This window comes from Cupriavidus gilardii (assembly GCF_013314895.1).
Taxonomy (GTDB): domain Bacteria; phylum Pseudomonadota; class Gammaproteobacteria; order Burkholderiales; family Burkholderiaceae; genus Cupriavidus; species Cupriavidus gilardii_C.
Genome location: NZ_JABTYE010000009.1, coordinates 58649 through 84337, shown reverse-complemented (window position 1 = coordinate 84337; position 25689 = coordinate 58649). Strand labels below are relative to the sequence as shown.

General features: G+C 67.5%; 23 protein-coding genes. 14 read left to right on the top strand and 9 right to left on the bottom strand.

Annotated features, from left to right (window positions below; translation table 11 throughout):
• Positions 1 to 85 precede the first annotated feature (85 nt).
• From HTY53_RS11025 to HTY53_RS11005, 5 genes are all read left to right on the top strand, one after another.
• Complete coding sequence (locus tag HTY53_RS11025; RefSeq protein WP_174106549.1) at positions 86 to 1099, top strand: hydroxymethylglutaryl-CoA lyase; 1014 nt, start codon at positions 86 to 88, stop codon at positions 1097 to 1099.
• Between the two features lie 22 nt (positions 1100 to 1121).
• Positions 1122 to 2273: a CaiB/BaiF CoA transferase family protein gene (locus tag HTY53_RS11020; RefSeq protein WP_174106547.1), complete on the top strand. Its 1152-nt coding sequence runs from the start codon at positions 1122 to 1124 to the stop codon at positions 2271 to 2273.
• Between the two features lie 224 nt (positions 2274 to 2497).
• Positions 2498 to 3442 (top strand): tripartite tricarboxylate transporter substrate binding protein, encoded by a 945-nt coding sequence (locus HTY53_RS11015; RefSeq protein ID WP_254599914.1) that lies wholly within the window; start codon positions 2498 to 2500, stop codon positions 3440 to 3442.
• A 93-nt stretch (positions 3443 to 3535) separates the two neighbouring features.
• Positions 3536 to 4060: a gamma carbonic anhydrase family protein gene (locus HTY53_RS11010; protein WP_174106543.1), complete on the top strand. Its 525-nt coding sequence runs from the start codon at positions 3536 to 3538 to the stop codon at positions 4058 to 4060.
• A 41-nt stretch (positions 4061 to 4101) separates the two neighbouring features.
• Positions 4102 to 5217: a porin gene (locus HTY53_RS11005; RefSeq protein ID WP_174106541.1), complete on the top strand. Its 1116-nt coding sequence runs from the start codon at positions 4102 to 4104 to the stop codon at positions 5215 to 5217.
• Between the two features lie 36 nt (positions 5218 to 5253).
• Here HTY53_RS11005 and HTY53_RS11000 read toward each other — a convergent pair whose 3' ends face one another.
• The 5 genes from HTY53_RS11000 to atzF form a co-directional block, all read right to left on the bottom strand.
• Positions 5254 to 6090 (bottom strand): GntR family transcriptional regulator, encoded by an 837-nt coding sequence (locus HTY53_RS11000; RefSeq protein WP_174106539.1) that lies wholly within the window; start codon positions 6088 to 6090, stop codon positions 5254 to 5256.
• 77 nt (positions 6091 to 6167) lie between these two features.
• Positions 6168 to 6989 carry an ABC transporter ATP-binding protein gene (locus HTY53_RS10995; RefSeq protein ID WP_174106537.1) on the bottom strand — a complete coding sequence of 274 codons (822 nt, stop codon included), beginning with the start codon at positions 6987 to 6989 and terminating at the stop codon, positions 6168 to 6170.
• Positions 6986 to 7822 carry an ABC transporter permease gene (locus tag HTY53_RS10990; RefSeq protein ID WP_174106535.1) on the bottom strand — a complete coding sequence of 279 codons (837 nt, stop codon included), beginning with the start codon at positions 7820 to 7822 and terminating at the stop codon, positions 6986 to 6988. The genes HTY53_RS10995 and HTY53_RS10990 overlap by 4 nt, the downstream gene beginning before the upstream one ends.
• A gap of 5 nt (positions 7823 to 7827) precedes the next feature.
• A complete protein-coding gene (locus HTY53_RS10985) occupies positions 7828 to 8877 on the bottom strand; it encodes an ABC transporter substrate-binding protein (RefSeq protein ID WP_174106533.1) in 1050 nt (349 codons plus the stop codon).
• Between the two features lie 75 nt (positions 8878 to 8952).
• Complete coding sequence (gene atzF / locus HTY53_RS10980) at positions 8953 to 10674, bottom strand: allophanate hydrolase (protein ID WP_174106532.1); 1722 nt, start codon at positions 10672 to 10674, stop codon at positions 8953 to 8955.
• Between the two features lie 240 nt (positions 10675 to 10914).
• On the opposite strand from atzF, the gene HTY53_RS10975 reads away from it, so the two are divergent.
• From HTY53_RS10975 to HTY53_RS10935, 9 genes are all read left to right on the top strand, one after another.
• On the top strand, positions 10915 to 13008 hold the full coding sequence (locus HTY53_RS10975) for a TonB-dependent siderophore receptor (RefSeq protein ID WP_174106531.1): 2094 nt from the start codon (positions 10915 to 10917) through the stop codon (positions 13006 to 13008).
• Positions 13005 to 14021 (top strand): ABC transporter ATP-binding protein, encoded by a 1017-nt coding sequence (locus HTY53_RS10970; RefSeq protein WP_174106530.1) that lies wholly within the window; start codon positions 13005 to 13007, stop codon positions 14019 to 14021. The genes HTY53_RS10975 and HTY53_RS10970 overlap by 4 nt, the downstream gene beginning before the upstream one ends.
• Complete coding sequence (locus tag HTY53_RS10965) at positions 14018 to 15292, top strand: ABC transporter substrate-binding protein (RefSeq protein ID WP_174106529.1); 1275 nt, start codon at positions 14018 to 14020, stop codon at positions 15290 to 15292. The genes HTY53_RS10970 and HTY53_RS10965 overlap by 4 nt, the downstream gene beginning before the upstream one ends.
• Entirely contained in the window at positions 15289 to 16371 is a 1083-nt protein-coding gene (locus tag HTY53_RS10960) for a FecCD family ABC transporter permease (protein WP_174106528.1), read from the top strand. The genes HTY53_RS10965 and HTY53_RS10960 overlap by 4 nt, the downstream gene beginning before the upstream one ends.
• 212 nt (positions 16372 to 16583) lie before the next feature.
• On the top strand, positions 16584 to 16952 hold the full coding sequence (locus HTY53_RS10955; RefSeq protein ID WP_174106527.1) for a c-type cytochrome: 369 nt from the start codon (positions 16584 to 16586) through the stop codon (positions 16950 to 16952).
• Positions 16953 to 16993: 41 nt separating this feature from the next.
• Positions 16994 to 17407, top strand: coding sequence for a VOC family protein (locus HTY53_RS10950; RefSeq protein WP_174106526.1), 414 nt, complete (start codon positions 16994 to 16996; stop codon positions 17405 to 17407).
• Positions 17408 to 17683: 276 nt separating this feature from the next.
• Positions 17684 to 18685, top strand: coding sequence for a Bug family tripartite tricarboxylate transporter substrate binding protein (locus tag HTY53_RS10945; RefSeq protein WP_174106525.1), 1002 nt, complete (start codon positions 17684 to 17686; stop codon positions 18683 to 18685).
• 141 nt (positions 18686 to 18826) lie between these two features.
• Entirely contained in the window at positions 18827 to 21211 is a 2385-nt protein-coding gene (locus tag HTY53_RS10940; protein WP_438820947.1) for a helicase C-terminal domain-containing protein, read from the top strand.
• 54 nt (positions 21212 to 21265) lie between these two features.
• Complete coding sequence (locus HTY53_RS10935) at positions 21266 to 21493, top strand: AbrB/MazE/SpoVT family DNA-binding domain-containing protein (RefSeq protein ID WP_174106523.1); 228 nt, start codon at positions 21266 to 21268, stop codon at positions 21491 to 21493.
• A gap of 23 nt (positions 21494 to 21516) precedes the next feature.
• Here HTY53_RS10935 and HTY53_RS10930 read toward each other — a convergent pair whose 3' ends face one another.
• From HTY53_RS10930 to HTY53_RS10915, 4 genes are read right to left on the bottom strand one after another with little or no spacing between them, the layout of a single operon-like run.
• The gene (locus tag HTY53_RS10930) at positions 21517 to 22335 is read right to left on the bottom strand and encodes an SDR family NAD(P)-dependent oxidoreductase (RefSeq protein ID WP_174106522.1); all 819 of its coding nucleotides are present in this window, start codon (positions 22333 to 22335) and stop codon (positions 21517 to 21519) included.
• On the bottom strand, positions 22332 to 23117 hold the full coding sequence (locus HTY53_RS10925; RefSeq protein ID WP_174106521.1) for a citryl-CoA lyase: 786 nt from the start codon (positions 23115 to 23117) through the stop codon (positions 22332 to 22334). Before HTY53_RS10925 ends, HTY53_RS10930 begins: the two co-directional genes overlap by 4 nt.
• Positions 23114 to 24679, bottom strand: a complete 1566-nt coding sequence (locus HTY53_RS10920; protein WP_174106520.1) for a class I adenylate-forming enzyme family protein — start codon at positions 24677 to 24679, stop codon at positions 23114 to 23116. Before HTY53_RS10920 ends, HTY53_RS10925 begins: the two co-directional genes overlap by 4 nt.
• An 8-nt stretch (positions 24680 to 24687) precedes the next feature.
• Positions 24688 to 25689, bottom strand: a complete 1002-nt coding sequence (locus HTY53_RS10915) for a Bug family tripartite tricarboxylate transporter substrate binding protein (protein WP_174106519.1) — start codon at positions 25687 to 25689, stop codon at positions 24688 to 24690.

Sequence of the window (25689 nt, the reverse complement as noted above, 5' to 3'; positions counted from 1 at the left end):
TGTAGATCATTTATGGAATGGCATACATTGCTCCCATCCCGCCGCACCAGATCGCCGATCTGCCGGCCGCATCCCTGCAAGAGCCATGAAAGCCAGCCATCTTCCTTCCGTTCCGAGCCGCGCGGTGATCCGCGAGGTCGGCCTGCGCGATGGGTTGCAAAGCGTGCAGACCATCGTGCCGACCGAACACAAGCGCGAATGGATCCGCGCCGCCTACGAAGCCGGCCAGCGTGAAATCGAGATCGGTTCGTTCGTGCCCGCGCGGCTGCTGCCGCAATTGGCCGATACGGCCGAGTTGCTGACCTTCGCCAGGACGCTGCCGGGGCTGTTCTGCTCGGTGCTGGTGCCGAACCTGCGCGGTGCCGAACTGGCGCTGGCCCACGGCGCCGACCTGATGCTGGTGCCGCTGTCGGCGAGCCGTGCGCACAGTCTGGCGAACCTGCGCAAGACCCCCGACGAAGTGGTGGCCGAGGTGGCCCGCATGCGCGCGGCCCGCGATGCCGCCGGTGCCCGCACGCTGATCGAAGGCGGCGTCGGCACGGCGTTCGGCTGCACGATCCAGGGCCGTGTCGATGCCGACGAGGTATTGCGCCTGATGCAAGCATTGCTCGATGCCGGTGCGGACCGCGTCAGCCTTGCCGATACGGTCGGCTATGCCGATCCCGCGCAGGTGGCCGCGCTGTTCGAACGCGCCGTTGCGATCGCCGGCGATCGCCTGTGGTGCGGCCATTTTCACGATACCCGCGGACTCGGGTTGGCCAATGTCTACGCGGCGATGCAGACCGGCGTGAGCCGCTTCGACGCCTGCCTTGGCGGCATCGGCGGCTGCCCGCATGCGCCGGGCGCGAGCGGCAATGTCGCGACCGAAGACCTGGCCTATATGCTGGGCAGCATGGGCATCGACACCGGCCTCGATATCGGCGCGCTGCTGCGCCTGCGCGGACGGGTCGCGGCCTGGCTTGTCGGCGAGACCTTGCACGGCACGTTGTGGCGCGCCGGCTTGCCGAAGACGTTCCGCGGCGTCGGCGCCGACGACGATTCCGGCCTTGATGAGCCGCGCCGCTGCGGCGCGGCAGCTTCCCCGACTTTCCACGCCTGATCGCCGCCGATTGGCTCATATCATGACGCAAAGCAACGAATCCCTCCCGCTCGCCGGCATCCGCGTGGTCGAGTTCACCCATATGGTCATGGGCCCGACCTGCGGCATGATCCTGGCCGATCTCGGTGCCGAGGTGATCAAGGTCGAACCGCCGGGCGGCGACAAGACCCGCAAACTGCCGGGCCTGGGCATCGGCTTTTTCCGCGCCTTCAACCGCAACAAGAAGAGCGTGGTGCTGGACATCACCACCGACGAAGGCCGTGCCACCGCGGCGCAATTGGCAGGGCAATGCGACGTGCTGCTGGAGAACTTCCGTCCTGGGCTGATGCGCAAGCTCGGGTTGGACTACGACACGCTGTCGAAATCCTGTCCGCAGCTGATCTATGTCTCGCACAAGGGCTTCCTGCCGGGGCCGTACGAGAACCGGCTGGCGCTTGACGAGGTGGTGCAGATGATGGGCGGCCTGTCGTACATGACCGGGCCGAAGGGACGGCCCTTGCGCGCGGGCACCTCCGTCAACGACATCATGGGCGGCATGTTCGGCGCGATCGGCGTGCTGGCCGCGCTGCGCGAGCGCGATCGAACCGGCCGCGGCCAGGAAATCCAGAGCGCGCTGTTCGAGAACTGCGTGTTCCTCGCCTCGCAGCATATGCAGCAGTACGCGATGACCGGCGAGGCCCCGCCGCCGATGCCCTCGCGCGTATCGGCCTGGAGCGTCTACGACGTCTTCACGCTGGCCGACGACGAGCAGCTGTTCATCGGCGCGGTCAGCGACAAGCAGTTCGTCACGCTGTGCAAGGTGCTGGAGCGGCCCGACCTGCTCGACGTGCCCGAGTACGCCAGCAATGCCTCGCGCGTGGAAGTGCGTCCACAGTTGCTGGAGCAGCTGGGCAACATCCTGCGGCATCACCGCGTCGCCGAGCTGGCGCCGAAGCTCGAGGCGGCCGGCATTCCCTACGCGCCGATCGTGCGCCCCGACCAGCTGCTCGACGATGTGCATCTGAAGGAGAGCGGGGGACTGGTGCCGATGCAGGCCGAAGACGGCTCGACGGCGCCGGCGGTGCTGCTGCCGCTGCTGATGGGCGGTCGCCGTCCCGGCGTCCGCAGTCCCTTGCCCAAGCCCGGCGAGCACAACGACGAAATCCTGGCGCGCCTGGGCAAGGCCGCGCGCTGACATCGCCGAGGCGGCCGGCTAGCGATGCCCGCCGTGCAAGCCGGAACAACCCAAATCGAGGCCAGGACAGGCCAGCACAAGCCCGAACAGACCGCGGCACAGCGGCCGAACACTACCCATCCGGAGACAACATCATGCATTCGCCTCGCTCGCGCGCCATCGCGCCCCCGCTCCCGACCCGTCGCAACGTGATCAAATTGACTGCGGCAGCCGTCACGCTTGGCATGCTGGGCGTGCCGGCGTTGTATCCCCATCGCGCCGCGCAGGCGCAGCCGGGCTCCGGCAAGCCGATCCGGCTGATCCTGCCGATCAGCGCGGGTTCGGGAGTCGATGCCATCGTGCGGACCGCCGCGCCGGCGCTGGGCAAGGCGCTCGGCCAACCGGTCGTGATCGAGAACATGCCCGGTGCGGGCGGCATCACCGGTACGGCGGCGGTGGTCAAGGCCGCGCCGGACGGCACCACGCTCGGCATGGTGTCGAACAACCACGCGATCAATCCCAGCGTATTCAAGTCGATGCCGTTCGATGCGATCAAGGACATCACGCCGATCAGCGTGCTGGGCGCAACCTCGCTGGTGCTGGTGGTCAACCCCAAGGTGCCGGCGCGCAACGTCAAGGAGCTGGTCGGGTTGCTGAAGGCCAGGCCGGACGACTACAACTACGCGTCGTCCGGCAACGGCACCGTGATTCATCTGGCCGGCCAGATGTTCCTGGAGGAGGCCGGCGTCAAGGCCCGTCATATTCCGTACAAGGGCACCGGTCCGATGGTTACCGATCTGCTGTCGGGACAGGTGCAGATGGGCGTGGTCGCGCTGAACGCCGCGCTGCCGCATCTGAAGGCCGGTACGCTGCGCGCGATCGGCCTGTGCGGCGCGACCCGCTCGCAGGCGGCGCCGGATATCCCGACCATCGCCGAACAGGGCTTGCCCGCTTTCGACATCGAGGGCTGGTTCGCGCTGGTCGGTCCGGCCAACATGCCGCCCGCCGAAGTGCAGCGCCTGCACGACGCCTTTGCCAAGGCCTTCACCAGCCCCGAGGTAGTGGAGGCCCTGAAGAAGCAGGCGACCGCCACGCGGCCTACCACGCCGGCGCAGGCGGCAAAGTTCTTCGCCAGCGAGGCGGCGCGCTATGCCGCGCTGGTCAAGAAGGCCAACGTGTCGATCGAATAGCCGCAAGCCTCGAGCCGCAAGCCGCAGGCCACAAGCCGCACGCAAACGCAAACGCAAACGCTTCCTTCTCCCCCAACCAACGCATTACTCGACATGGCTCTTTACCGGCTCGGCGACCTGACGCCGTCCATCTCCGACACCGCCTTCGTGGCGGATCAGGCCACCCTCATCGGCAACGCGCAGCTTGGCGAGCAGGTCACCGTATGGCCCGGCGCGGTGATCCGCGCCGACAACGAGCCGATCGCGATCGGCGATCGCACCAACGTCCAGGAGGGCGCGGTGCTGCATGCCGATCCGGGCTGCCCGCTGCGCATCGGTACCGACGTCACCATCGGGCATCAGGCGATGCTGCATGGCTGCACGATCGGCGATGGTGCGCTGATCGGCATCCAGGCGGTGATTTTGAACAACGCGACCATCGGCAGCGAATCGCTGGTCGCGGCGGGCGCGCTGGTCACCGAGGGCAAGTCCTTCCCGCCACGTTCGCTGATCGTCGGCTCGCCGGCGAAGGCCGTGCGCGAACTGAGCGAGGAGGAAGTGCGCAATCTGCGCGCCAACGCGGCCGACTACGTCGAGCGCGGCGCGGACTACAAGAGCCAACTGAAGAAGCTGGTCTGACAGGGCATTCCCGGCCCGACACACAAAAACAAGGAGGAGACATGAAATTGCCTGTGAAGGCAGGGCGGCGCTTTGCCTTTCGCCACCACCGCAAGATCAACGGCGTGCCGGCCGCGGCCGCGGCCGCCGCCGCTGCTGCGGTAATGGCCACTAACGGCGCGCACGCGCAGCAGGCGTCCGCCGTCGTGCTCTATGGCCTGCTCGATACCGGCGTCGAGTACATCAGCCACGCCGGCGCGGACGGCGGCGTGTTCCGCATGTCCAGCGGCAACCTGGCCGGATCGCGCTGGGGTTTGCGGGGCAAGGAAGACCTCGGCGGCGGGCTGAGCGCGGTGTTCGTGCTCGAGAGCGGCTACAACAGCGATAGCGGAACGTCGGGGCAGGGTGGGCGGCTGTTCGGCCGCCAGGCCCATGTCGGCCTGCAAGGCCGCTGGGGTGCGATCACGCTGGGCCGGCAGAACAATACGCTGTACGACCTGTTCGTGCCCTTCGATCCGACCCGCTATGCCAGTTATGGCGTGTTGCCGCAGGACCCGCACTTCGCCGGCCGCGCCGACAACGCGATCAAGTACACCGGCAAGTTCGGCGGTATGACCGTGACCGGGCTCTACAGCAGCGGTTACGACGCGACCATCGCCAATGGATCGGAAGTCGCGGGGTCGTTCCGGATCGGACAGGAAATGGGTGCCGGTGTCGCCTATACCGTCGGCAACCTCAGCACGGTACTGGCCTACCATCAGCGCCGCGGCGCAGCGGCTGCCACGCAGGGCAACATCGAACGTCGCTATGCCGCGGGGCTGCTGTGGTCGGCCGGGCCGCTGTCCGCCATGGCCGGCTATCGCTTCCTGCAGGGAACCATCGCTGCGCCTTCGCTGCGCGCCCATCTGTACTGGGCCGGCGCGGCGTACCAGTTCACGCCGGCGTTGGCGCTGCGCGGCGGTGTCTACCGGACCGATCGCCGCGATTCGCCGGACGATGCGATCAGCTATGCCGTGTCCGCCGTGTACAACCTGTCGAAGCGGAGCGAGCTCTACGCCAACGTTTCGTGGATGGACAACCGGGGTGCGTCGGCGCTCAGCGTGGCGAACGCCGGCCCGAGCGGCGGCGCGGGCGCGGACCAGACCGGCGTCGTGCTTGGCGTGCGGCACGTGTTCTGAGAAATTTGCCGAGGCGAGGATGCCCGCCTCGCGGCGTCAGGCGCGGCCGTCGCCCGCGGTCCCTCCCTGATGCCGCGCCAGATGCAGTTGGTGCAGCGTGATCTTGCGCACTTCGGCCTGGCTGCTGCCGATATGCGCGCGCAGCAGCATCGTGGCCTGGTCGGCACGCTTGGCGAGGATGGCGCGCAGGATCTGCGCGTGCTCTTCGTAGGTGGCTTCGATCCGGAACGACTTGGTGAAATCCAGACTGCGCACCATGCGGATGCGCTCGGTGATGTCGCGGTGCACCCTCGCCATTTCCGCATTGCCCGCCGCCTCGACCAGCGCGCAATGGAATTCCTCGTCCCATTGCCGGACCTGGGCACCGTCGGTGCTGCGCCGCGCCGGCTCGACCAGCCAGATCGCGGCCAGCCGGTCCAGGCCTGCGCGGTCGACCGCCGCTCCGCAGACCGGCGCCTCGGCGCACAGCCGCTGCGCCGCCGTGGTTTCCAGCACCATGCGCAGATCGTAGAGCTGTTCGTAGCGATCGAAGTCGAACGGCAGCACGCGCCAGCCGCTGCGGAACAGCACCTCGACATAGCCCTCCTGCTGCAGGCGCACCAGCGCCTGGCGCACCGGCGTGCGGGACACGCCCAGCCGCGCGCACAGCTCCAGTTCGGTGAAGCGGTCGCCGGGCACCAGCCGGAACTGGCCGATATCGCGTTTCAGTCCGTCATAGACCTGATCGGCGACCGAGCGCCGCGGGGCGGCGGCGACGGCGTCGGGCGTCCCTTTTTGGTGCGCCGTCCCGGTGCGCTTGAGGGCGGTCTTCGGGGCCGCCTTCGTGGGCGCCTTGATGGTTGCCGCGCGCGCCTGCTTGCTGAGAGTCTGCATGGAAAGAAGGTGTCTCCGTCTTCTGCTGGGTCGAAGCATACCGCGCGGCGGGACCGATGCGTCGCGCCGCGCGCCGCTCAGCGCCGTACCTCCCGCTGGAAGATTTCCATGCTGAGCCGCTTGGTATCGACAAAGCTCGGCTGCGACAGCGTCTCCACCGTGCGCGGACGCGCGTCGCCGTAGTGCAGGATCTCGGCCACCCGCGTCGGGCGCTTGGTCAGCAGCAGCACCTCGTCGGCCAGATACACCGCTTCCTCGAGATCGTGCGAGACCAGCATCATGGTGGTGCCGGTCTGCATGAAGACCTCCTGCAGCTTCTCGCGGATGAACAGCGTCATCTCGAAATCCAGCGCGGAGAACGGCTCGTCGAGGAACAGCACTTCGGGCTTGGGCGCCAGCGCGCGCATGATCGACGCGGTCTGCTGCTGGCCGCCTGACAGCTCATACGGATAGCGGTTCAGGTCGAATTTGACGTCGAAGGACGCCACCAGCTCGGCCATGCGGCGATCGACTTCGGCCTTCGATTGCCCGGCCAGCTTCAACGGATAGGCGATATTGTCGATGGTCCGCATCCACGGGAACAGCGCTTCTCGGTAGTTCTGGAACACGTAGCCGATCTTGGTGTCCTTGAGCGACTTGCCGTCGAACAGGATCTCGCCGGCGTCGATCGGCACCAGGCCCGCGATCATGTTGATCAGCGTGGACTTGCCGCAGCCATTGGGGCCGAAGATCGAGACGATCTTGCCCTTCGGAATATCGAGATCGAAATTCTCGTACAGCGGCCAGCCGGCGAAGTATTTGGTCAGCCCACGGATGGTGATATGCGTGCCGGCGGGGCCGGGGCGGAAAGCCGGCTTCGGCGTGTCCGCGAAAACGGGGGCGTTGATCACTGCGCTCATCTGCCGCTCCAATGCACGATCCGGCGTTCGATCACCAGAAACAGGATGTTCAATACATAGCCGAGCGCGCCCGCGGCCAGGATTGCCGCGTACATGCTCTTGACGTTCAGCACCTGCTGCGCGTCGATGATGCGATGGCCAAGGCCGTTCTCCGAGCCGATGAACATTTCGGCGACGATCACGATCACCAGCGCCATCGACACGGCCGAGCGCAGTCCGACGAAGGAGGGCTGCAGGCTTTCCCAGATCAGCACGTCCTTGAAGATCTGCCAGCGCGAGGCGCCCATCACCTGCGCCGCCGCCACGCGCTGCTTGCGCGCGTTGATCACGCCGTAGGCGCTGTTGAACACCACGATCAGCAGGGCGCCGAACGCGGCGATCGCCACCTTGTTGATATCGGACACGCCGAAGATCAGCAGGAACAGCGGGATCAGCGCCGACGAGGGCGTCGAGCGGAAGAAGTCGATCAGGAACTCGACGCTGCGATAGGCCTTCTCGTTGCTGCCGAGCAGTACGCCCAGCGGCATGCCCACGACGGCGGCGATCAGGAAGGCCTGCAGTGTGCGCGCCACCGTCACCAGGAAGTCCGTCAGCAGTGGGCCGCCGAGCAGGCCCGATACCAGCGTGGCGATGGTGTCGGACGGCGGCGGCAGCAGGATGGCCTTGATGAAGCCGCCGCGCACGGCCAGGTCCCAGATGACGAACAGCACCAGCGGCCCGACGAAAGGCAGCAGGCGGCTGCCCAGCGATGGCTTGGGCGGCGCAGGCGTGGCCGCTGCCGCGGCCGCAGCCCACGGCGGGGAGGCCGGCGAAGTCGTGGTCGTTTCGGGCATGACGATCAACCCTTGTAGAGCATCGAATCGACCAGCACGCGCTTGCTGAAGATGCCCTTCTCGGCGAACAGGTCGAAGTACTTCTGGAAATAGGCCACGTCGCTCGGCTTGAACTCGGTCGAGAACACGTAGTCGACCATCGGTACCTCGGCGGTCAGCGCGCCTTCGATCGCGGTATAGCCCTTCAGCGACGCGCGCGCCTCCGGCAGGTTCTTCTGCACCAGCTCGACGCCGCGCCGATAGGCCGCGATGTACTTGCGGGCGACGTCGGGGTGTTTGGCGATGAATTCGCTCGACAGGCTGGCCGAGCCGCCGAACCACGGCGCCATCGGATCGCCGAGCAGGTATTTGGCGATCACGCCGACTTCGAGCGTGCGGGTCGCGCCATTGAGGCGGCCGATCGTGCCGGTCGGCTCGAGCGTGTAGCAGGCCTCGATCTGGCCTGCGGCAATCGCGGCCACATGCTGACCGATCGGCAGCTCGACCACGGTGGCGCCGGTCGCACCCGCGCGCTCCAGCACGGTCTTGGCCATCAGCACGTTCTGCACGCCCGGCCCACATCCGATCTTCTTGCCCTTCAGCTGGGCAATGCTCTGGATCGGGCTGTCCTTGGCGACCAGGAATTCGTCGAGCACGTATTTGGCGTTGCTGGGATTGGCGCAGAAGATCTTGACCAGGCCCGGCTGAGCGATTTCGCCGATGGCGAGCGCGGCCGACGCAGTGCCGCTGGCGCTGCCCTCGGAGCGTCCGGCGAGGATCGCCTCGGTGACCTGCTGCGGGCTGGCGAACTTCTGCGCCTGCACGTTCAGGCCCGCTTCCTTGAAATAGCCCTTGTCGATCGCGGCGAAGAAGGGCAGGCCGGAGGCCACCGGCCAGAAGCCGACGCGGATCGGCGGCGCGCTCTGGGCACGCACGATGGCGGGCGCGCCGATGACGCCGAGCGCGGTTGCGGCGGCGGCCTTCAGTACGCGCCGGCGGCCGCTTTGCAGCGACGTGGCGGCGTCGGAAACGGGCGTTGCGTGGGCAGCCTGGGACGATTGGGTTTCGGGGGGCATGAGATCGCTCCTGGAGGTTGAGGTCGCTAGTCGGTAATCGGGTTTGGGGTGTGCGAAGTCGGGGCGGGAAACGCGTCAGGCGTTCGCCGCGAGATACGCGCGCCAGCCGCCGAAGTGGCTGATATCGCAGGCGCCGGCCAGCGCGAACGGCTCGCACAGGAAGCCCTGTACGTCGCCGCCGTCGTCGAGCCGGATGCGGCCGATTCCCAGCGGCGCGGGAATCAGCGCCACAAAGGAGCCGTAAGCCTGCACCGGCATCTCCCAGATCTCGAGTGCGATGCGGTGGCCGGTGCCGGGCGCGACGCGCAGCAGTCCCGGCTTCGCCGGTGTGCTGTCGGGCAGCGCGTACAGCCGATAGTCGGGCGCGGTCATGGCCTGCCGCACCAGGCGGGCGCGGCGCTCGGTCAGTTGAGTATTCAGCGGCATGCCACTGAGATGGGCGCCAACTACGGCCACTTGCACGGTGTCATCGCCTGCCGGTACCAGCCCTGGAATCGGCTCGGGCGCGGGCAACGGCACGCCCGTCGCGCCCTGCATCAGTCCGGTGCGGTGGTGGTAACGCTGCCCCAGTTCGGCCAATTGCAGATCGCTGCCGCACGGGCCGATCAGCGTGATGCCGAACGGCAGGCCGTCGGCGCGCAGGCTGCTCGGCACCGACAAGGCCGCGTAGTCGAGCAGATTGACGAAGTTGGTATAGGCGCCGAGATGGCGGTTCAGGGCGATCGGATCGTCGCGCATCTGCGCGATGGTGTAGTGGGTCGGTGCGGTCGGCACCAGCAGCAGGTCGATGCGCTCCCACATCGCCGCCGCGCGCTGCCCGAGGGCACGCAATCGCGTCTGGGCCTCGAACACGTCGGCCGCGCTGTACTGGCGGCCGCTGGCAACGATGCTGCGCACCGGCTCGGCGACGTCGGCTTCGTGCGCATCGAAGAAGGTGCGGATGGCCGCGTAGCGCTCGGCCACCAGCGCGCTGTCATAGAGCAGGGCGGCGGCCTCGGCCAGCGGCGCGTAGTCGATCGTCACCGCCTCGCCGCCCAGTTCGCGCAGCCGTTCGATCGCGACCGCGAATTCGCGCTCGGCAAGGGCATCGCCGCAGAATTCCAGCGTATCGGGGACGCCGAAGCGGAACTCGGCCGCAAAGGGACGGCTGCAAAGCGGCAGATCGCGGGAATATGGATCGAGCGGGTCGTAGCCCTTCGCCACGGCGAGCACGCGGCATGCGGTGGCGACCGTGCGCGCGAAGATGGATACGCAATCGACGCTCTGCGCCGCGGGCAGGACACCGCGCGCGCTGATCAGGCCCTTGCTCGGCTTCAGTCCGACGATATTGTTCAGCCCCGCCGGCACGCGGCCGGAACCGGCGGTATCGGTGCCCAGCGCGAAATCGACCTCGCCGATGGCCACCACATGGGCCGAGCCCGAGCTCGAGCCTCCCGACACATAGCTTGGATCGAAGGCGTTCGGCACGGCGCCATAGGGCGAGCGCGTGCCGTTCAACCCGCACGCGAACTGATCGAGATTGGTCTTGCCGTGCAGCGATGCACCAGCCGCGAGCAGCCTCTGCACCACCGGCGCGCTGTCGCGCGGCATCCGGTCGAACGCGGGACAGGCAGCCGTAGTCGGGTAGCCCGCCAGATCGATGTTGTCCTTGATGGCGAAGGAGAGGCCGGCCAGCTGGCCAGACGCCGCGCCGGCGAGCGCGGTGTCGAAGCGGCGGATCCAGGCGGGCGAACCCTGGGTCGGAGCGGTGGTGGTGGTCGTGGTGGTGGCGGTAGTGCCGATGATGGTCCGTAGCATTTTGGTGCATCCAATCTTGTATCCAAGATGGAATGCAACTGGCGTGCCAGGGCCGCGCAGTCTGCTGCAGCGGTCGCGAAGGCGGGCTCAACGGGGCGGCGGATTGATTTCCACGGATTGACTTCTAATGATAATGAAATATCATTATCGTCCTCCGCCCACTGGCTACCCGGACCGCTTACCTTGCCCTCGATCATGCAAACACGACCCCATACGAACCGATGGCAGCGGCGCGCGACCATGGCACTGCTCGCGGCGGTGCCCGGCATCTGCGCGGCGCAGGAGGGAGAGGCCGGCGCGGTGGCCGAACTGGAAGCGGTGACTGTCACCGGCACGCGCGAGCGGGCCTATCGCGCGGTGGTGGCGCCCACCGCCAACAAGAGCGATACCGCGCTGAAGGAAACGCCGTTCTCGATTCAGACCGTGACGCGCGAGCTGATCGAAGACCGTGGCGTGTTCACGCTGGGCGAGGCGATTCGCACCGTGCCGGGCGTGACGCCGCAAGTCGGCTGGGGCGGCAGCAACGACCGCTTCCGGCTGCGCGGCTTCGCCACCTCGGCCAATCTGAAGAACGGCTTTCGCCGCAGCGTCTTCGCACCGGTCGACGAGATGGTCAATATCGAGCAGATCGAAGTGCTGAAGGGCCCGGCGTCCGCGCTCTATGGCCGCTTCGAGCCTGGCGGCGTGGTCAATCTGGTCACCAAAAAGCCGTTGGACAAGCCGCAGCACAGTGTCGAGCTCACTGGCGGCAGCCATGATTTCCGCCGCGTGACGGTGGACAGCACCGGACCGATCAGCGATACGCTGAGCTACCGGATCACCGGTTCCTGGCAGGACAACCGCAGCTTCCGCGATTTCGTCGATGCCGAAACCGCATTCGTGTCGCCGGTACTGCAATGGAAGCTCGCGCCGCAGACGCGGCTGACCGCGGAATTCGAGTTCGGCCGCCGTCGCTCGGCCTTCGACCGCGGCTTCGGCAACAGCCCGCTGTTTCTCGGCGTGCCAATCCATTACAACTATGGCGAGCGGGACGCACGGCTGGACAACGACAGCGCGCTCGGGTCGCTGGTGCTCGATCACCGCTTCGACAACGGCTGGGAGCTGCGCGCCGGCGCCCAACGATCGTACGCGCGCACCGATGCGGTCTGGTATCCGTATGGATTCCAGCCGATCGGCGGCGCCGAAGGCCCGGACCCGCAGGTCAACCGCCGCAAGCAACGCAATATCGATCGGCAGACCGATACCACGTTGATGGCCGAAGCCTCGCGCCGCTTTCATACCGCCGGCATCGGCCATCGCGTGCTGATCGGCGCCGATTACAACTGGGACGAATGGGACTTCAGCGCTCAGGCCAACCTCGGGCCGGGCGGCTTCCCGGTGAATCTGCCCATCGACCTCTACCACCCGGTGCATGGCACCGCCGCCGGACCGCTGCTGCCGTACGATGGTTCTCGTTACACCGGCCGCAATCTCGGCCTGTATGCGCAGGACGAGCTGCAGTTCGGCCCGCATTGGCGCCTGCTGCTCGGCCTGCGCTACGACCGTTCGCGGTCCAGCGCGCGGGCGCAGTACCTGCAGGCAGCGGACACGCTGGTCCGGCATGACGATGCGCTGTCGCCGCGCGCGGGCCTGACGTGGACGCCCGTCGAGGCCGTGTCGTTCTACGCCAGCTGGGCGCGGTCCTTCCTGACGGAGCCCTCCGGCGGCATGCTACGGGCCGGCACATTGCCCGCGCCGTCGCGTGGCAAGCAGACCGAGGTCGGCGCAAAGTTCAGCCTGCTGGACGGCCGGCTCGAGCCGACCGTCGCGCTGTTCGATATCCGCCGCAGCAACGGCGTGGTATCGGACCCGGAGGACTTCAACTATGTGATTCAGGTGGGCGAGCAGCGCAGCCGCGGCTGGGAAATCGACGTACCGTTCAGCATCACGCCGCGCTGGCGGGTGCTGGCGAGCTATACGCAATACAAGGCCGAGATCGCCGCGGACAGCAATCCGGCGCTGGTCGGCAAGCTGCTGGCCAATGCGCCGCGCCGCACCGCGAGCATCTGGACCACCTATGACTTTGCCGGCGTCGCATCGGGCCTCAGCGTCGGCATTGGCGCGACCTATGTGGGCGAACGGCAGGCCAATACCGAGAACACCTTCGCCTTGCCGTCGTACACGCGATGGGATGCCAATATCGCCTATCGCTTCGGCAAGGCGCGGCGCTACAAGCTGCAGCTGACGGTGCAGAACCTCGGCGATCGCCGCTACTACGACTCGGGCGGCGCGTTCGTGCCGACCTATCCCGGTGCACCGCGCACGGTGTTCGCGAGCTTCGGAGCGACGTTGTGACGGTGCTGGTCACCACGGGCCTGTTCGCCGGGCACGGCGGAAGGCCGCTGCTGGGTCCGCTCGACCTGGCCATCCCGAGCGGGCGTTTCGTCTGTCTGCTGGGCGCGAACGGCGCCGGCAAATCGACGCTGATTCGCACGCTGTGCGCGATGCAGGCACCGGTAGCGGGACAGGTGCATCTGGACGGCGAGCCGATCCATGCGATGCCGTCGGCGCAGCGGGCGCGGCGCCTTGCGGTCGTGTTGACCGAGCGGGTCGACGGCACGCTGATGCGCGGCTACGAACTCGCCAGCATGGGGCGTTATCCCTATCTGGGCTGGGCTGGCCGCCTGAGCCCGGACGACCATCGCATCGTGCATCAGGCGCTGGTCAGTGCCGGCGCGCTGCCGCTGGCGGATCGGCTGGTCGCCGAGATGTCCGATGGCGAGCGGCAGAAGATCATGATTGCGCGCGCCCTGGCACAACAGCCGAGCCTGCTGGTGCTCGACGAAGCGACGGCGTTTCTCGATCTGCCGCGTCGCGTCGGCACCATGCAACTGCTGCTCGATCTCGCGCGCGAGCGCGGCCTGGCTGTACTGCTGTCCACGCACGACCTCGAACTGGCGTTGCGCTATGCGGACGAGCTGTGGCTGATCGACGGCAAGCGGCAGCTGCATGTCGGCGCGCCAGAGGACCTGGCGATCGCCGGCACGCTGGGTGCGAGCTTCGCCGCCGATGGGCTGGACTTCGATCTCGAGCGCGCGGAGTTGCGGGTGGGGCGGGCCGGCACGCGCGCAGTGCGGCTCGAAGGCGTGGGGCTGCGCGTCAGCTGGGCCGCGCGAGCGCTCGAGCGGGCTGGGTATGTACGCGACGCCTCGGCGACGCTGACGGTGCATGCCGATCCTTCTGGCTACACGGTGGCGCGCGACGGTGACGATGGCACGCGCTACGCGACGCTCGGCGCGCTGGTGGAGGCGCTGCGCGTGGCGTCGGAGCGGACCGGGTCTGGCTCTGCCACGGAGACGGTGCGGTGAGCCGACGTCTTGCCGCGATGGCGCTCGCTGCCGGCCTGCTGTGCGGCTGCACGCGCATCGACGCGCCTGCGCGCGCCGCATGGCCGGAGCAGGCCGTCGGACCCGGCGGGCCGATCGCGAATCTCGATGCGGCCTGCGTCGCCGACTATCGACCCGGTGTCGATTACTTTCCGCAGAAGACCACGTTCTCGCATTCGTCGCAGCTGCAGGTCGAATACGGCCCCCACTACAAGCGCGTCCGCTTTACGCCGAGCGTGGCGACCGGCGAGCGGCTCGAATATCTGCTGGTGCAATGCGGCACGCCGGTGCCGCCGCATGCCGCCGATGTACCGGTGATCCTGGTGCCGATCCAGCGTCTGGTCACCGGCAATGCCGCGATGCTGGGAGCACTGGACGAGCTCGGCCTGGTGGACCGCCTGTACGGCGCCGAGAACGTGCGCAGCGTGACGGTGCCGTCGGTGCGCGCACGGGTCGAGCAGGGCCTGGTCCACGATATGTGGGGCTATGGCCATGCCTCGATCGAACAGGCGATGTCGGTGCAGGCGGACGTCTACCTCAGCTTCTATTCGGCCTATCCGCAGGGCAATATGCATCCCCGCCTGTGGGAACTCGGTGTGCGGGCGATTCCGCAGGCCGACCATCACGAACCCCATCCGCTCGGGCGTGCCGAATGGCTCAAGCTGCTGGCGCTGCTGTCGAATCGGGAGCAGCGTGCCAACGATCGCTTTGCGTCGATCGAAGCCGCATACAACGGTCTGTCCGCGATTGGCGCGCGGGCGACGAGCCGTCCCATGGTGATGTCCGGTTTTGCCGCCGGCCGCAATCGTTTCGAGACGTTCGGCGAGCACAACCAGCGCGCCAGGCTCATCGCGGACGCTGGCGGGCGCTACGTGCTGGACGGCGGCGGCACTGGCAGCCTGGTCTATTTGCCGTTCGAGCGCGTCTACGCGACAGGGGCCAGCGCGCCGGCATGGCTCGGCACGATGGGCGGGCAGGCCAGTATCGAGGCGTGGATCGCCGCCAATCCGCTGCATGGGCGCTTTGCCGCCGCCAGCGCGCGCAATGTCCATGCGTGGGACCGTGGGTATACCGGGGCGTGGGCGTATCCGTACCAGGACCAGAGCATGACGCGGCCGCATATCCAGCTGGCCGAAGCCATCGCCGCGTTGCATCCTGAACTGGCAGGCGAAGCTGCCGGCGTCATCGAACCTGCCGGGCCCGAAACGTCTGCCCTTCGCCTGACTCCTCAATTTCTGCGCAAACTACCGTGACGACCCTGATCCACGCTCCCGCCACGGCGGCAATACCACGCAGATCGAGCCCGCGCGCCGCGCTGATCTTCGCGGGCCTGATGCTGGCCGCACTGCTGCTGCTGATTGCCGAGCTGACGCTTGGTGCTGTCGCCGTGCCGTTGCCCGCGGTGCTGCAGTCGCTGACCGGGCAGATGGTGGAAGCGCCGGTGTGGCGCGAGATCGTGCTTGGCTTCCGCTTGCCCCGGGCGGTCAACGCGATGATCAGCGGCGCCGCGCTCGGCGTGTCGGGGCTGCTGTTGCAGACGCTGTTCCGCAATCCGCTGGCCGATCCCTTCGTGCTCGGCATCGTGCATGGCGCGCGCCTCGGTACGGCGCTGCTGGTGACCATCGCCGGCGTCGCCGGCAATGCGTTCCTGCTGCGCTACGGGCTGGTCGGGGATCTTGGCATGGCGCTGGCATCGATCGCCGGCTCCACCGCCGTGCTGGCCCTGCTCGCGGTGCTGTCGCGGCGGGTGGGCACGGTGACGCTGCTGATCACGGGCCTGATGCTCGGTTACCTTGCGGTCGGGCTGATCAGCGCGTCGATGCACTTCATCGACGAGACTCAGGCCCGTGCGTTCAAGGCCTGGGACGATGCCAGCTTCGCCGGCGCCACGCGGCGACAGCTCGAGATCCTGGTGCCGGGCGTGGCGATCGGGCTGATCGGCAGCCTGCTGCTGGTCAAGCCCCTCAATGGCCTGCTGCTCGGCGAGCGCTACGCCGAATCGATGGGGATTCCGGTGGCGCGGGTCAAGCGCGCCGCGTTGCTGGCCACCGCCTGGCTGACCGGGCTGGTGACGGCCTTCTGCGGCCCGGTGGCATTCCTCGGACTGGTATCGGCGCAGCTGGCCCGCACGCTGTGGCGCTGCGCCGACCATCGCGTGCTGCTTCCCGGCGCGGCGCTGGTCGGCGCGGTGCTGGGCCTGGCCGCCGACCTGGTGGTGCATCTGCCGTGGAGCCGGCATGTGTTTCACCTGAATGCCGTGATCGGGCTGGTCGGCGCGCCGGTCGCGCTGTACATGCTGTACCGGACCAAGGCCCTGCATCGCGCCGATTGACCGTGGAAAGGGCCAGTGCCGCCCAATCTATTCGCCTGGACTGCCCGGCATGGTCGTCGGCACGAATGCAATTAACCGCCAGAAATTTCTCGAACCAGTAAACACCCGCCAGCAGAAGTGGGGGCGGACCCTGAACCGTCGAACGGCGACAACGCTAGAATGCCCACCTCTGCGCCGCCTCGCGGCCGCGCCATTTCCATTCGCATCACGGCATGATCAAAACGACCCTCGCGGTGCTGACTTTTGCGGTCTATGCATCCGCGCACGCTGCCGGCGATCCGCGCGCCGGCAAGGCGGCGTTCGACCGCAAATGCGGGTCCTGCCACCAGGTCGGGCCCGCGGCGCGCAGCGGATTCGGTCCGCAACTGAACGGCATCGTCGGCCGCAAGGCGGGGGCCGTCGGCGACTACCACTATTCGAGCGCCATGCGCGCCTCGGGCATCGTCTGGTCGGACAAGACGCTGACCGTCTTCCTGCGCGACCCGGAGCAGGTCGTGCCGGGCAACAAGATGCGCTTCTGGGGAATTGGCAGTGCGCAGCAGATCGAGGATCTGCTGGCGTATTTGCGCCAATTCCAATAGCCTGCCTGTCGTCTCGATTGCTACCGGAGGAGAGCCTCACCATGTTCAGCCATGTCACCGTCGGCGTCGCGGACCTATCCCGTGCTGGAAGGTTCTACGATGCGCTGCTCGCCCCGCTGGGTTTGCGCCAGCGTCCTGTCGTGCCGGACGGCGGCCCCGCCGCGCTGTGCTGGATCCGGCCGGGTGAGGCGCTGCCTCGCTTCTACGCCTACCACCCCTTCAACCGGCAACCGGCTAGCGCCGGCAACGGCAGCATGGTGTCGTTCCTGGCACCGTCGCCGGAGGCGGTCGAGCAGGCCTATGCGGCTGCCATGGCCGCCGGTGGAACAGACGAAGGTCCGCCGGGACCGCGCCCGCACTACGGCGAGGGGTATTACGGCGCCTATCTGCGCGATCCGGACGGCAACAAGGTCCAGGTCGTCCATCGCGGCGATTTGCCTGCGGCTGCCGGCTGACGCTGCGGTCGCCGCCGGTTTCTCCCGCGGCAGCGGCGCTTTGCGGACGCCGAGATGCAGGCGGTCAGCGGTGGCGGGCATAGGGGGTAGGCGTATGGCGCCCTGGTCCAGAGATGCCTTGCGCGAAGCGGGTGGGGGCGGCAGCGTATGACGTCGAGCTGCAGCGCGCGCCGAACGCGCGCAGTGAGGATTGGATAAGATGGCGCCGGCCGGTTTCCGCCGGCACTGCATGTGCACGACAACAACAACCAATCACCACACGAAAGGAGACTGCCCATGACGCCTCGCGTCCGCCATCTTCCCCGCCGCACCGTTCTCGCCTTTGCGCTGGCTGGCCTGGTCACCGCAACGCTGGGTCTGCCGACGCCAGCCCGCGCGGCCGATTACCCGACCAAGCCGATTCGCTTCATCGTGCCCTACGCCGCCGGCGGCACCACCGACCTGGTGGCACGCACCGTCGGCCAACGTGTCGCCGAGAAGCTGGGCCAACCGGTGGTGATCGAGAACCGCCCGGGCGCCGGCGGCAATATCGGCATGGAGGCCGTGGCAAAGGCCGCGCCCGACGGCTATACGATCGGCTTCGGCGCGATTTCGACCAATGCGCTGAACCCGCACATCTACAAGGCCATGCCGTTCGATCCGCGCCGCGATTTCACCGCGGTCAGTCTGCTGGGTACGTCGACCATCGTGCTGGAGGTCGGCAATCAGCTGCCCGTCAAGAACGTCGCCGAACTGGTTGCCTGGGCCAAGCGCAATCCGGGTCTGACCTATGCGACCGCGGGCACCGGCACCTCGATGCATCTGGCCGGTGCGATGTTTGCGCAGATGACCGGCACCAGTCTGACCCACGTACCGTACAAGGGCAGCAGCCCGGCGATCAACGACATGCTCGGGGGGCATATCCCCGTGATGTTCGACAATCTGCCTGCGTCGCTGCCGCATATCCAGGCCGGCAAGCTGCGCGCGCTCGCGGTGGCAGGCAGCACGCGCTCACCAGCATTGCCCAATGTGCCGACGCTCGCGGAGGCAGGTCTGGTGGGCTATTCGGTCGAGCCGTGGTTCGGCGTGTACGGACCGGCCGGCATGCCGGCCGATATCGTGCAGAAGCTCAATGCCGCCTTTGTCGAGGCCCTGGGCAGTGCGCCAGTGCGCGACAAGCTGGTGCAGGCCGGCTTCAATCCAAAGTCGTCGAGCGCGGCCGAATTGCAGGCGCTGACGCAGTCGGAATACGAAAAGTTCGGCAAGGTGGCGCGCAGCGCGAATATCACCGTGGATTGATTCGCGCTGACGCGTTGTGCAACGTCGTCCCCGCGTTCTCGGGGACGACGGAAAGGGACATCGACACGCCGGCCGCGCACCTGTATATTTATACAGTCCATTTCGCCCCTCGGCGAAATGAAGCGATCCCCGCCGTTACCGATGTCCGCCGCTGCTCAACCCAATTCCTCGCCGGAAGCTCCGCCGAGTTTTCCCGCCACCGTTCATGACCGGCCTTCAGCTCCGCCCTGCGAGCAAGCCGGGTCCGCCGTGGCGGTCGAAGGCGAACCGCGCTACGTCGTCGCGGTGCGCACGCTGTGCGATTTCACCGCCCGCGCCGGAGACCTGGATCTGCGGTTTACCCCCTCGCCGACCGCGCTCGAAGGCATGGCGGGACATGCCACCGTGACATCGCGCCGGCCCGCCGGCTATCAGACCGAAATTGCACTGAGCGCTGACTTCGGCCCGCTGCGCGTGCGCGGTCGTGCCGACGGCTACGACCCCGCGCTGCGGCGGCTCGAGGAAATCAAGACGGTGCGCGGCGATGCGGCCGAGGTGCCCGCCCATCATCGACATTTGCACTGGGCGCAGGCCAAGGTCTACGGCTGGTTGATGTGCCAGCGCGATGACCTCGACGACATCGAGATCGCGGTGGTCTATTTCGATATCGTCAGCGGCCGCGAGCGGGCCGACTCGCAGCGTTTCACGGCAGCGACGCTGCGCGAAGGCTTCGAGGCGCAATGTCGCGCCTTCATAGGGTGGGCCGAGCAGGAGCTGGCACATCGCATGGAGCGCAATCTGTCGCTGGACGCGCTGGCGTTTCCGCATGCGGCGTTTCGCGCCGGCCAACGCGAACTGGCCGAGTCCGTCTATCGCGCCAATCTCTCCGGCCGCTGCCTGCTCGCGCAGGCGCCCACCGGCATCGGCAAGACCGTCGGCACGATCTTCCCCGCGTTGAAGGCGATGCCGAAGCAGAAGATCGACAAGCTGTTCGTGTTGTCGGCTCGCTCCACCGGCAGGGCCCTGGCGCTGGAAGCCGCGCGCGCGTTGGCTGCCCAGCATGAAGCGATGCCGCTGCGCGTGCTCGAGATGGTGGCGCGCGACAAGGCCTGTGAATATCCTGGCCGCGCCTGTCACGGCGAAGCGTGTCCGCTGGCGCGTGGCTTCCATGACCGGCTGCCCGCAGCGCGTGCGCAGGCGGCGCAGCGGTCGATGCTCGGTCGAGCCGAGATCCGCGAGATCGCACTCGCCAACGATATCTGCCCGTACTACCTGAGCCAGGAAATGGCGCGCTGGAGCGATGTGGTGGTGGCCGACTACAACTACTACTTCGACCGCACCGCGTTGCTGCATGCCTTCGCGCTGCACGACGGCTGGCGCGTCAGCGTGCTGGTCGACGAGGCGCATCAATTGCCGGAGCGGGCGCGCGACATGTACAGCGCCACGCTCGATCAGGCGGAATTCCGCGCGCTGCGGCGTCAGGCCCCTGCGGACCTGCGCCGCGCGTTCGATCGCGTCGGCCGTCAGTGGAATGTCGCGGCGAAGGCGCTGCTCAGGGACTATCAGGCTGAGGCAAAGGTTCCGCCGCAGCTGCTCGATGCCTTCGAGGGACTGTGCGCCACCTTGCTGGAGCGGTTCACGGAGCGGCCCACCGAACAGGACCCGGCGCTGCAGCGCTTCTATTTCGATGTGCTGCAATTCTGCCGGCTGGCCGAACAGATCGGTCCGCATTCCGTTTTCGACATGACGCGGATGCCGGCGCGCGGTGCGCACGGCAATGTCCGTCTCGGGGTACGCAACCTGGTGCCGGCGCACTTTCTGCGGCCGCGGCTGGCGGCGGCGCATTCCGTGTCGCTGTTCTCGGCCACGTTGGCGCCGGCCTCCTACTATGCAGATATGCTGGGCCTGCCCGAGCGATGGGTCTGGCACGAGGTGCCGTCGCCATTCCAGCCGGACCAGTTGCGCGTTCGGGTCGCATCGCATATCTCGACCCGCTTCGCGCATCGCCGGCGCTCGCTGCCGGACATCGTCGAGCTGATCGCCGCCCAGTATCGACAGAACCCCGGCAACTATCTCGCCTTCTTCAGCAGCCACGACTACCTGGGCGAGGCGCTGGCGCTGTTCACGCAGCGGCATGCCGATATCCCGAGCTGGTCGCAGGCGCGCGGCATGGGTGAGGCCGAGCAGGCCGAGTTTCTCGCCGCCTTCCAGCCCGGCGGCCGCGGCGTGGGCTTTGCCGTACTGGGCGGCCCGTTCGCCGAGGGCGTCGATCTCCCCGGCGACCGCCTGATCGGCGCATTCGTCGCCACGCTCGGCCTGCCGCAGTTCAATCCGGTCAACGAGCAACTGCGCAGCCGGCTCGAGGACACGTTCGGCGACGGCTATGCCTACACCTATCTGTATCCGGGCCTGCGCAAGGTCGTGCAGGCGGCGGGCAGGGTGATCCGAACCACCGAAGACCGCGGCGTGATCTATCTGATCGACGACCGGTTTGCGCAGCCGTCGGTACGGGAGTTGTTGCCGGCCTGGTGGCGGGTAGAAGCCTAGCCGTCGAGTTCTGTATCAGCGAACATCTACTGTCCTTAGTCACGGAGAACGCCAATGCGCTTAGAGAGGTGGGGAACCAGTTTGGCCATACGCCTTCCGAACAGCATTGTGGAGCTGCTGGAATTGCGCGAGGGGGACCACGTTGAAATCGTTGTCGACAATTCGCGGAGTTCGCCAAGCCGCAGGAGTCGGGACGCGGATGCGTTGTTGGAGCGCCTGCGAGCATTCCGCGGGAGACTACCCGCGGATTTCAAATTCTGTCGCGGCCAGAACATGAGGTAGGCGAACTGACGAGCAATGCGAGCCTATGCGTACTTCCCCGTCAGCCCGCCATCCACCACCAGTTCCGTCCCCGTGACATACGCCGCCGCATCCGACGCCAGAAACGCGCAGGCGTAAGCCACGTCCCATGCCGTTCCCATCCGCTGCATCGGCACCTGCCGGGCCCTGGCGGAGCGCGCCTCCTCGAGATCGTTGTCGGAAAACATCTTGGCCACCGTATGCGCGATCCGAGGCGTATCGATCAGGCCCGGCACCACCGTGTTGGCGCGGATGCCGTGCGACGCGTATTGCTGGGCCAGCATGCGCGTGAACTGGATCACCGCCGCCTTGGTCACGCAGTACGACAGGTGCGGATAGCCGAGATAGCGCAGCCCCGCGACCGAGGAAATGGTCACGATGGCGCCGCGCCGGCGCGCGACCATCTCGGGCAATACCTGTTGCGACGCGAGCAGCAGACTGCGGACATTGACGTTGTGAGCCTGGTCAAAGTCCGCGAGCGCGGTGTCGAGCGGGCCGCCGGGCTTGCCGATGCCGACGTTGTGGTGCAGCACGTCGATCGCACCGAAGCGCGCACGCGCCTCGACGAACAGGCGCTCGACCTCCGGCTCGATGGCGACGTCCCCGATGAACGTCTCCGCTGTGCCGCCTTCCGCGCGGATCAGCGCCGTGGTCTCTTCGGCGGACGCTGCATCGCGATCGACCACGCAGACGCGAGCGCCGAGGCGCGCATAGGTCAGGCTGGCGGCGCGGCCGATGCTCCAGCCCGGGCCGGCCGATCCAGCGCCGGCGACGAATACGGTACGGTCGGCAAGGCTGAGGGGAAGCGCGGGCGTGGGCGTCACGATGCCTCTCCCGTCGGCGCGCTGCCGACATAGGGAATCGCGTGCTCGACGGTGTCCCAGATATAGCGGCCGGAAGGACTTTGCTGTTCCTCGACGATATGGGCGACCAGCCCGGCCGCGCGCGAGATCACGGCGAAGCCGCGCATCACCGCGGTCGGTACGCCGATCTCGCCGAGCAGCGCCGCGACCGCACCGGTGGCGTTGATCGTGATCGGCCGGCCGGCCGCTTCGTCGACCGCCGCGGACAACTGCTTCAGCGCGCGAATCCGCTCGCCGCCCAATTCCGGCTCTGCCTCGGCCAATTCGAGCAGCTTGTACGCGCGTGGATCGACCGGCTTGTGCAGATGGTGGCCGAAGCCGGGCACCGGGCTCTTCGTTTCCTTGTAGTGGCGCGCGATGGCCCGCGCTTCGGCCTCGGGATCGTCGGCCGCAAGCAATCGATCGAGCAGCTGCGAGCAGTTCTCCATGGTGCCGACGAAGGAGCTGCCGACGGCCAGCAGCCCGGCGGAAACGGCCCCCTGCAGATTCTCCGGCGCGCTCATATAGACCAACCGCGTCGCAATAGCGCTCGGCGTCAGGCCATGTTCCATCAGCACGATCAGCACGACATCGGTGATCCGCATATCGACGGGCCGCGGCGTGCGGCCGAGAATCTGCATCAGCATGACTTCGGTGAAGGTCTTCTTGCCCATCAGGTCATTGACCAGATCGGCATCGCGGTAGTGCAGGCTCGTCAGCGTATGCGTGCAAAGGCGGGTTACGGGCTTGGTGGTGGCGGTCATGGCTGCTCTCCCTCTTGTATGGGCGATATGGATGGGGTGGCCGACGCATCGGCGAGCGCCCGTTCGCGTACGGCGTTCTTCAGTACCTTGCCGACACTGGAGCGCGGCAGGCAGTCGTGGAAGTGGATGCGCTTGGGCGTGGGCACGGGTCCCAGGCGTTCGCGGACGAAGGCGATCAGTTCCGCTTCGCTCGGTGGCTGACCGCCTTCGCGCAATTGGACGGCGGCGTGCACTGCCTCGCCCCATTTGTCGTCGGGCACACCGAACACCGCGCATTCGTGGACTGCGGGATGCTGTCCCAGCGCGTTCTCGACGTCGATCGGATAGACGTTGAAGCCGCCGGTGATCACGACCTCGCGCAGCCGGTCCTTCAGATACAGGTAGCCGCGCTCGTCGAACAGGCCGCGATCGCCGGTATGCAGCCAGCCGTCGACGATCGTCGCGGCGGTCAGGTCGGGGCGCCGCCAGTAGCCGGTCATCACCAGGTCGCCACGAGCCACGACCTCGCCGATCTGTCCCGGCGGCAACAGCGTGCCGTCCGGTGCCATGATGCCGACGTCGCTGAACCAGGTGGTCCGTCCGACCGAGGCCAGATTGCGCTCGTCGTCGAAATCCTCGGGGCGCAGCACCGTCAGCAGCTGCGGCGCTTCCGTCTGTCCGTAAGTCGTGCCGACCACCGGGCCGAAGAACGCGCGCGCCTGGCGGATCTTCTCGACGGGCATCGGCGCGCCGCCATAGATCAGTCGGCGCAGCGCGGGGTAGTCGTCGCGGGACGTGCCCGGCAGCGCCATCAGCATGTAGATCAGCGTCGGCGGCATGAAGGACACCGTGCCGCGCCGGTCGCGAAACGCGGCGCGGACCGCCTCGGCACCGCTGCCGTCCAGGATCACGTGGCAGCCGCCTTGCGCGAGGATCGGCAGCACATAGGTCGAGGTGCCGTGCGTGATCGGGGCCGCCATCACGTAGCGATCGTCGGCATCGAAGCCCCACGCATGGATCTGGTTGACGATATTGGCCATCCACGCGCGGTAGGGCTGCATCACGCCCTTTGGCGCGCCGGTGGTGCCGCCGGTGAACTTGATGGCCTGGGTGGCATCGCGATCGAGGTCGGGATAAAGATCGAGACGGGGCCGCGCCGCGTCGGCATGACGAGCGATGAGCGCCGGCAATGCGTCGCAGCCGTCCTCCGCGACGTCCGTGAAGATCCGCACGCCCGGCGCGCCGTCGAGCAACGCGAGGCAGCCGCTGTCCAGCACCAGAATGCTCGGCTGGGTCGCATCGACAATGCGGCGCAGCTCCGGTCGCGTGCTCTTCGGGTTCAGCGGCACCCAGACCTTGCCGCTGGCCAGCACCGCCAGCAGCGCAACCAGATGCGCGGTGGAATTGCCGGCGCAGATGCCGACGCGGCTCTGCGGCGAGGCATCGAGCGCCAGCAGGCCGGCCGCCGCCGCGGCGACGCGCGCCGCCAATTCGCGATAGGTCAGGCAGCCGTCCGGCGCGTCGATGGCGATGTTGTCGGGCCAGCGGTCCGCGGCCCGCCAGAACAGATCGATCGGAAACATGGGGCTCCTCAGTTCACACGGGCGCCGGACTGCTTGACGACATCGTGCCAGCGCTTGATCTCGGACATCATGAAGATGCGCATCTGCTCCGGCGTGCCCGGTTGCGGATGGGCGGCGAGGTCCTGCATGCGCTGGCGCACGTCGGGCGCGGCCAGCGCCTTGTTCAGAGCGGCGTTGAGCCGGTCTACCACGGGTTTCGGCGTACCGGCGGGCGCCGCGATCGCGAACCACGACTGCACGTCGAAGCCGGGGTAGCCCGACTCGGCCACGGTCGGCACATCGGGCAGCAACGGAAGACGCTGCGGGCTGGTCACCGCGATGGCGCGCAAGCGGCCGGCCTTGACGTGCGGCATCGCGGACGGCGTGTTGTCGAACATCGATTGCACCTGCCCGCCGAGCAGGTCGGTGACCGCCGGCGCGCTGCCGCGATAGGGGACGTGCAGCATATTGATGCCGCTGCGCATGCGGAAGATCTCGCCGGACAGATGGATCGACGAGCCGCTGCCCGATGACGCGAAGGTGATCCCGGACGACGATTCCCTGGCAAACCGCAGATAGTCGGCCACGCTCTTGACCGGAAGGCTCGGGTTGACCACCAGCACGTTCGGAATCTTGGCGATCATGCCGACCGGCTCGAAGTCCTTGGCGGGGTCGTAGCCGAGCTTGTCGTATAGCGAGGCATTGATCGTGTTGGCGATCGTGTAGACGTAGAGGGTGTAGCCGTCGGGCTCGGCCTTGGCGACCACCTCGGCGCCGACATTGCTGTTGGCGCCGGCACGGTTCTCGACGACCACTGGCTTGCCGAGCTCGTCGCCGAGCTTCAGGGCGACCAGGCGCGCCAGCACGTCGGTCGCGCCGCCCGCGGCATAGCCGACGACGAGCCGCAGCGGCTTGCTGGGCCAGGGTTGCTGGGCATGGGCAGAAGGGGAAATTCCGCCTGCCAGCACGGCAAGCGAAAGGGCAAGGGCACAGCCGAACAGGCGCCGGCGCGGCGCGTTCCGTACGTTCAT

What these genes read in the sequence shown, in the direction of transcription:
- HTY53_RS10985 (WP_174106533.1), bottom strand. Translation starts at nt 8,877, where the DNA reads ATGCCCCCCGAAACCCAATCGTCCCAGGCTGCCCACGCAACGCCCGTT.
- HTY53_RS11025 (WP_174106549.1), top strand. Translation starts at nt 86, where the DNA reads ATGAAAGCCAGCCATCTTCCTTCCGTTCCGAGCCGCGCGGTGATCCGC.
- HTY53_RS11010 (WP_174106543.1), top strand. Translation starts at nt 3,536, where the DNA reads ATGGCTCTTTACCGGCTCGGCGACCTGACGCCGTCCATCTCCGACACC.
- HTY53_RS10915 (WP_174106519.1), bottom strand. Translation starts at nt 25,689, where the DNA reads ATGAACGTACGGAACGCGCCGCGCCGGCGCCTGTTCGGCTGTGCCCTT.
- HTY53_RS10925 (WP_174106521.1), bottom strand. Translation starts at nt 23,117, where the DNA reads ATGACCGCCACCACCAAGCCCGTAACCCGCCTTTGCACGCATACGCTG.
- HTY53_RS11000 (WP_174106539.1), bottom strand. Translation starts at nt 6,090, where the DNA reads ATGCAGACTCTCAGCAAGCAGGCGCGCGCGGCAACCATCAAGGCGCCC.
- HTY53_RS11020 (WP_174106547.1), top strand. Translation starts at nt 1,122, where the DNA reads ATGACGCAAAGCAACGAATCCCTCCCGCTCGCCGGCATCCGCGTGGTC.
- HTY53_RS10955 (WP_174106527.1), top strand. Translation starts at nt 16,584, where the DNA reads ATGATCAAAACGACCCTCGCGGTGCTGACTTTTGCGGTCTATGCATCC.
- HTY53_RS10940 (WP_438820947.1), top strand. Translation starts at nt 18,827, where the DNA reads ATGTCCGCCGCTGCTCAACCCAATTCCTCGCCGGAAGCTCCGCCGAGT.
- HTY53_RS10950 (WP_174106526.1), top strand. Translation starts at nt 16,994, where the DNA reads ATGTTCAGCCATGTCACCGTCGGCGTCGCGGACCTATCCCGTGCTGGA.
- HTY53_RS10935 (WP_174106523.1), top strand. Translation starts at nt 21,266, where the DNA reads ATGCGCTTAGAGAGGTGGGGAACCAGTTTGGCCATACGCCTTCCGAAC.
- HTY53_RS10920 (WP_174106520.1), bottom strand. Translation starts at nt 24,679, where the DNA reads ATGTTTCCGATCGATCTGTTCTGGCGGGCCGCGGACCGCTGGCCCGAC.
- HTY53_RS11005 (WP_174106541.1), top strand. Translation starts at nt 4,102, where the DNA reads ATGAAATTGCCTGTGAAGGCAGGGCGGCGCTTTGCCTTTCGCCACCAC.
- HTY53_RS10995 (WP_174106537.1), bottom strand. Translation starts at nt 6,989, where the DNA reads ATGAGCGCAGTGATCAACGCCCCCGTTTTCGCGGACACGCCGAAGCCG.
- HTY53_RS10975 (WP_174106531.1), top strand. Translation starts at nt 10,915, where the DNA reads ATGGCACTGCTCGCGGCGGTGCCCGGCATCTGCGCGGCGCAGGAGGGA.
- HTY53_RS10990 (WP_174106535.1), bottom strand. Translation starts at nt 7,822, where the DNA reads ATGCCCGAAACGACCACGACTTCGCCGGCCTCCCCGCCGTGGGCTGCG.
- atzF (WP_174106532.1), bottom strand. Translation starts at nt 10,674, where the DNA reads ATGCTACGGACCATCATCGGCACTACCGCCACCACCACGACCACCACC.
- HTY53_RS11015 (WP_254599914.1), top strand. Translation starts at nt 2,498, where the DNA reads ATGCTGGGCGTGCCGGCGTTGTATCCCCATCGCGCCGCGCAGGCGCAG.
- HTY53_RS10945 (WP_174106525.1), top strand. Translation starts at nt 17,684, where the DNA reads ATGACGCCTCGCGTCCGCCATCTTCCCCGCCGCACCGTTCTCGCCTTT.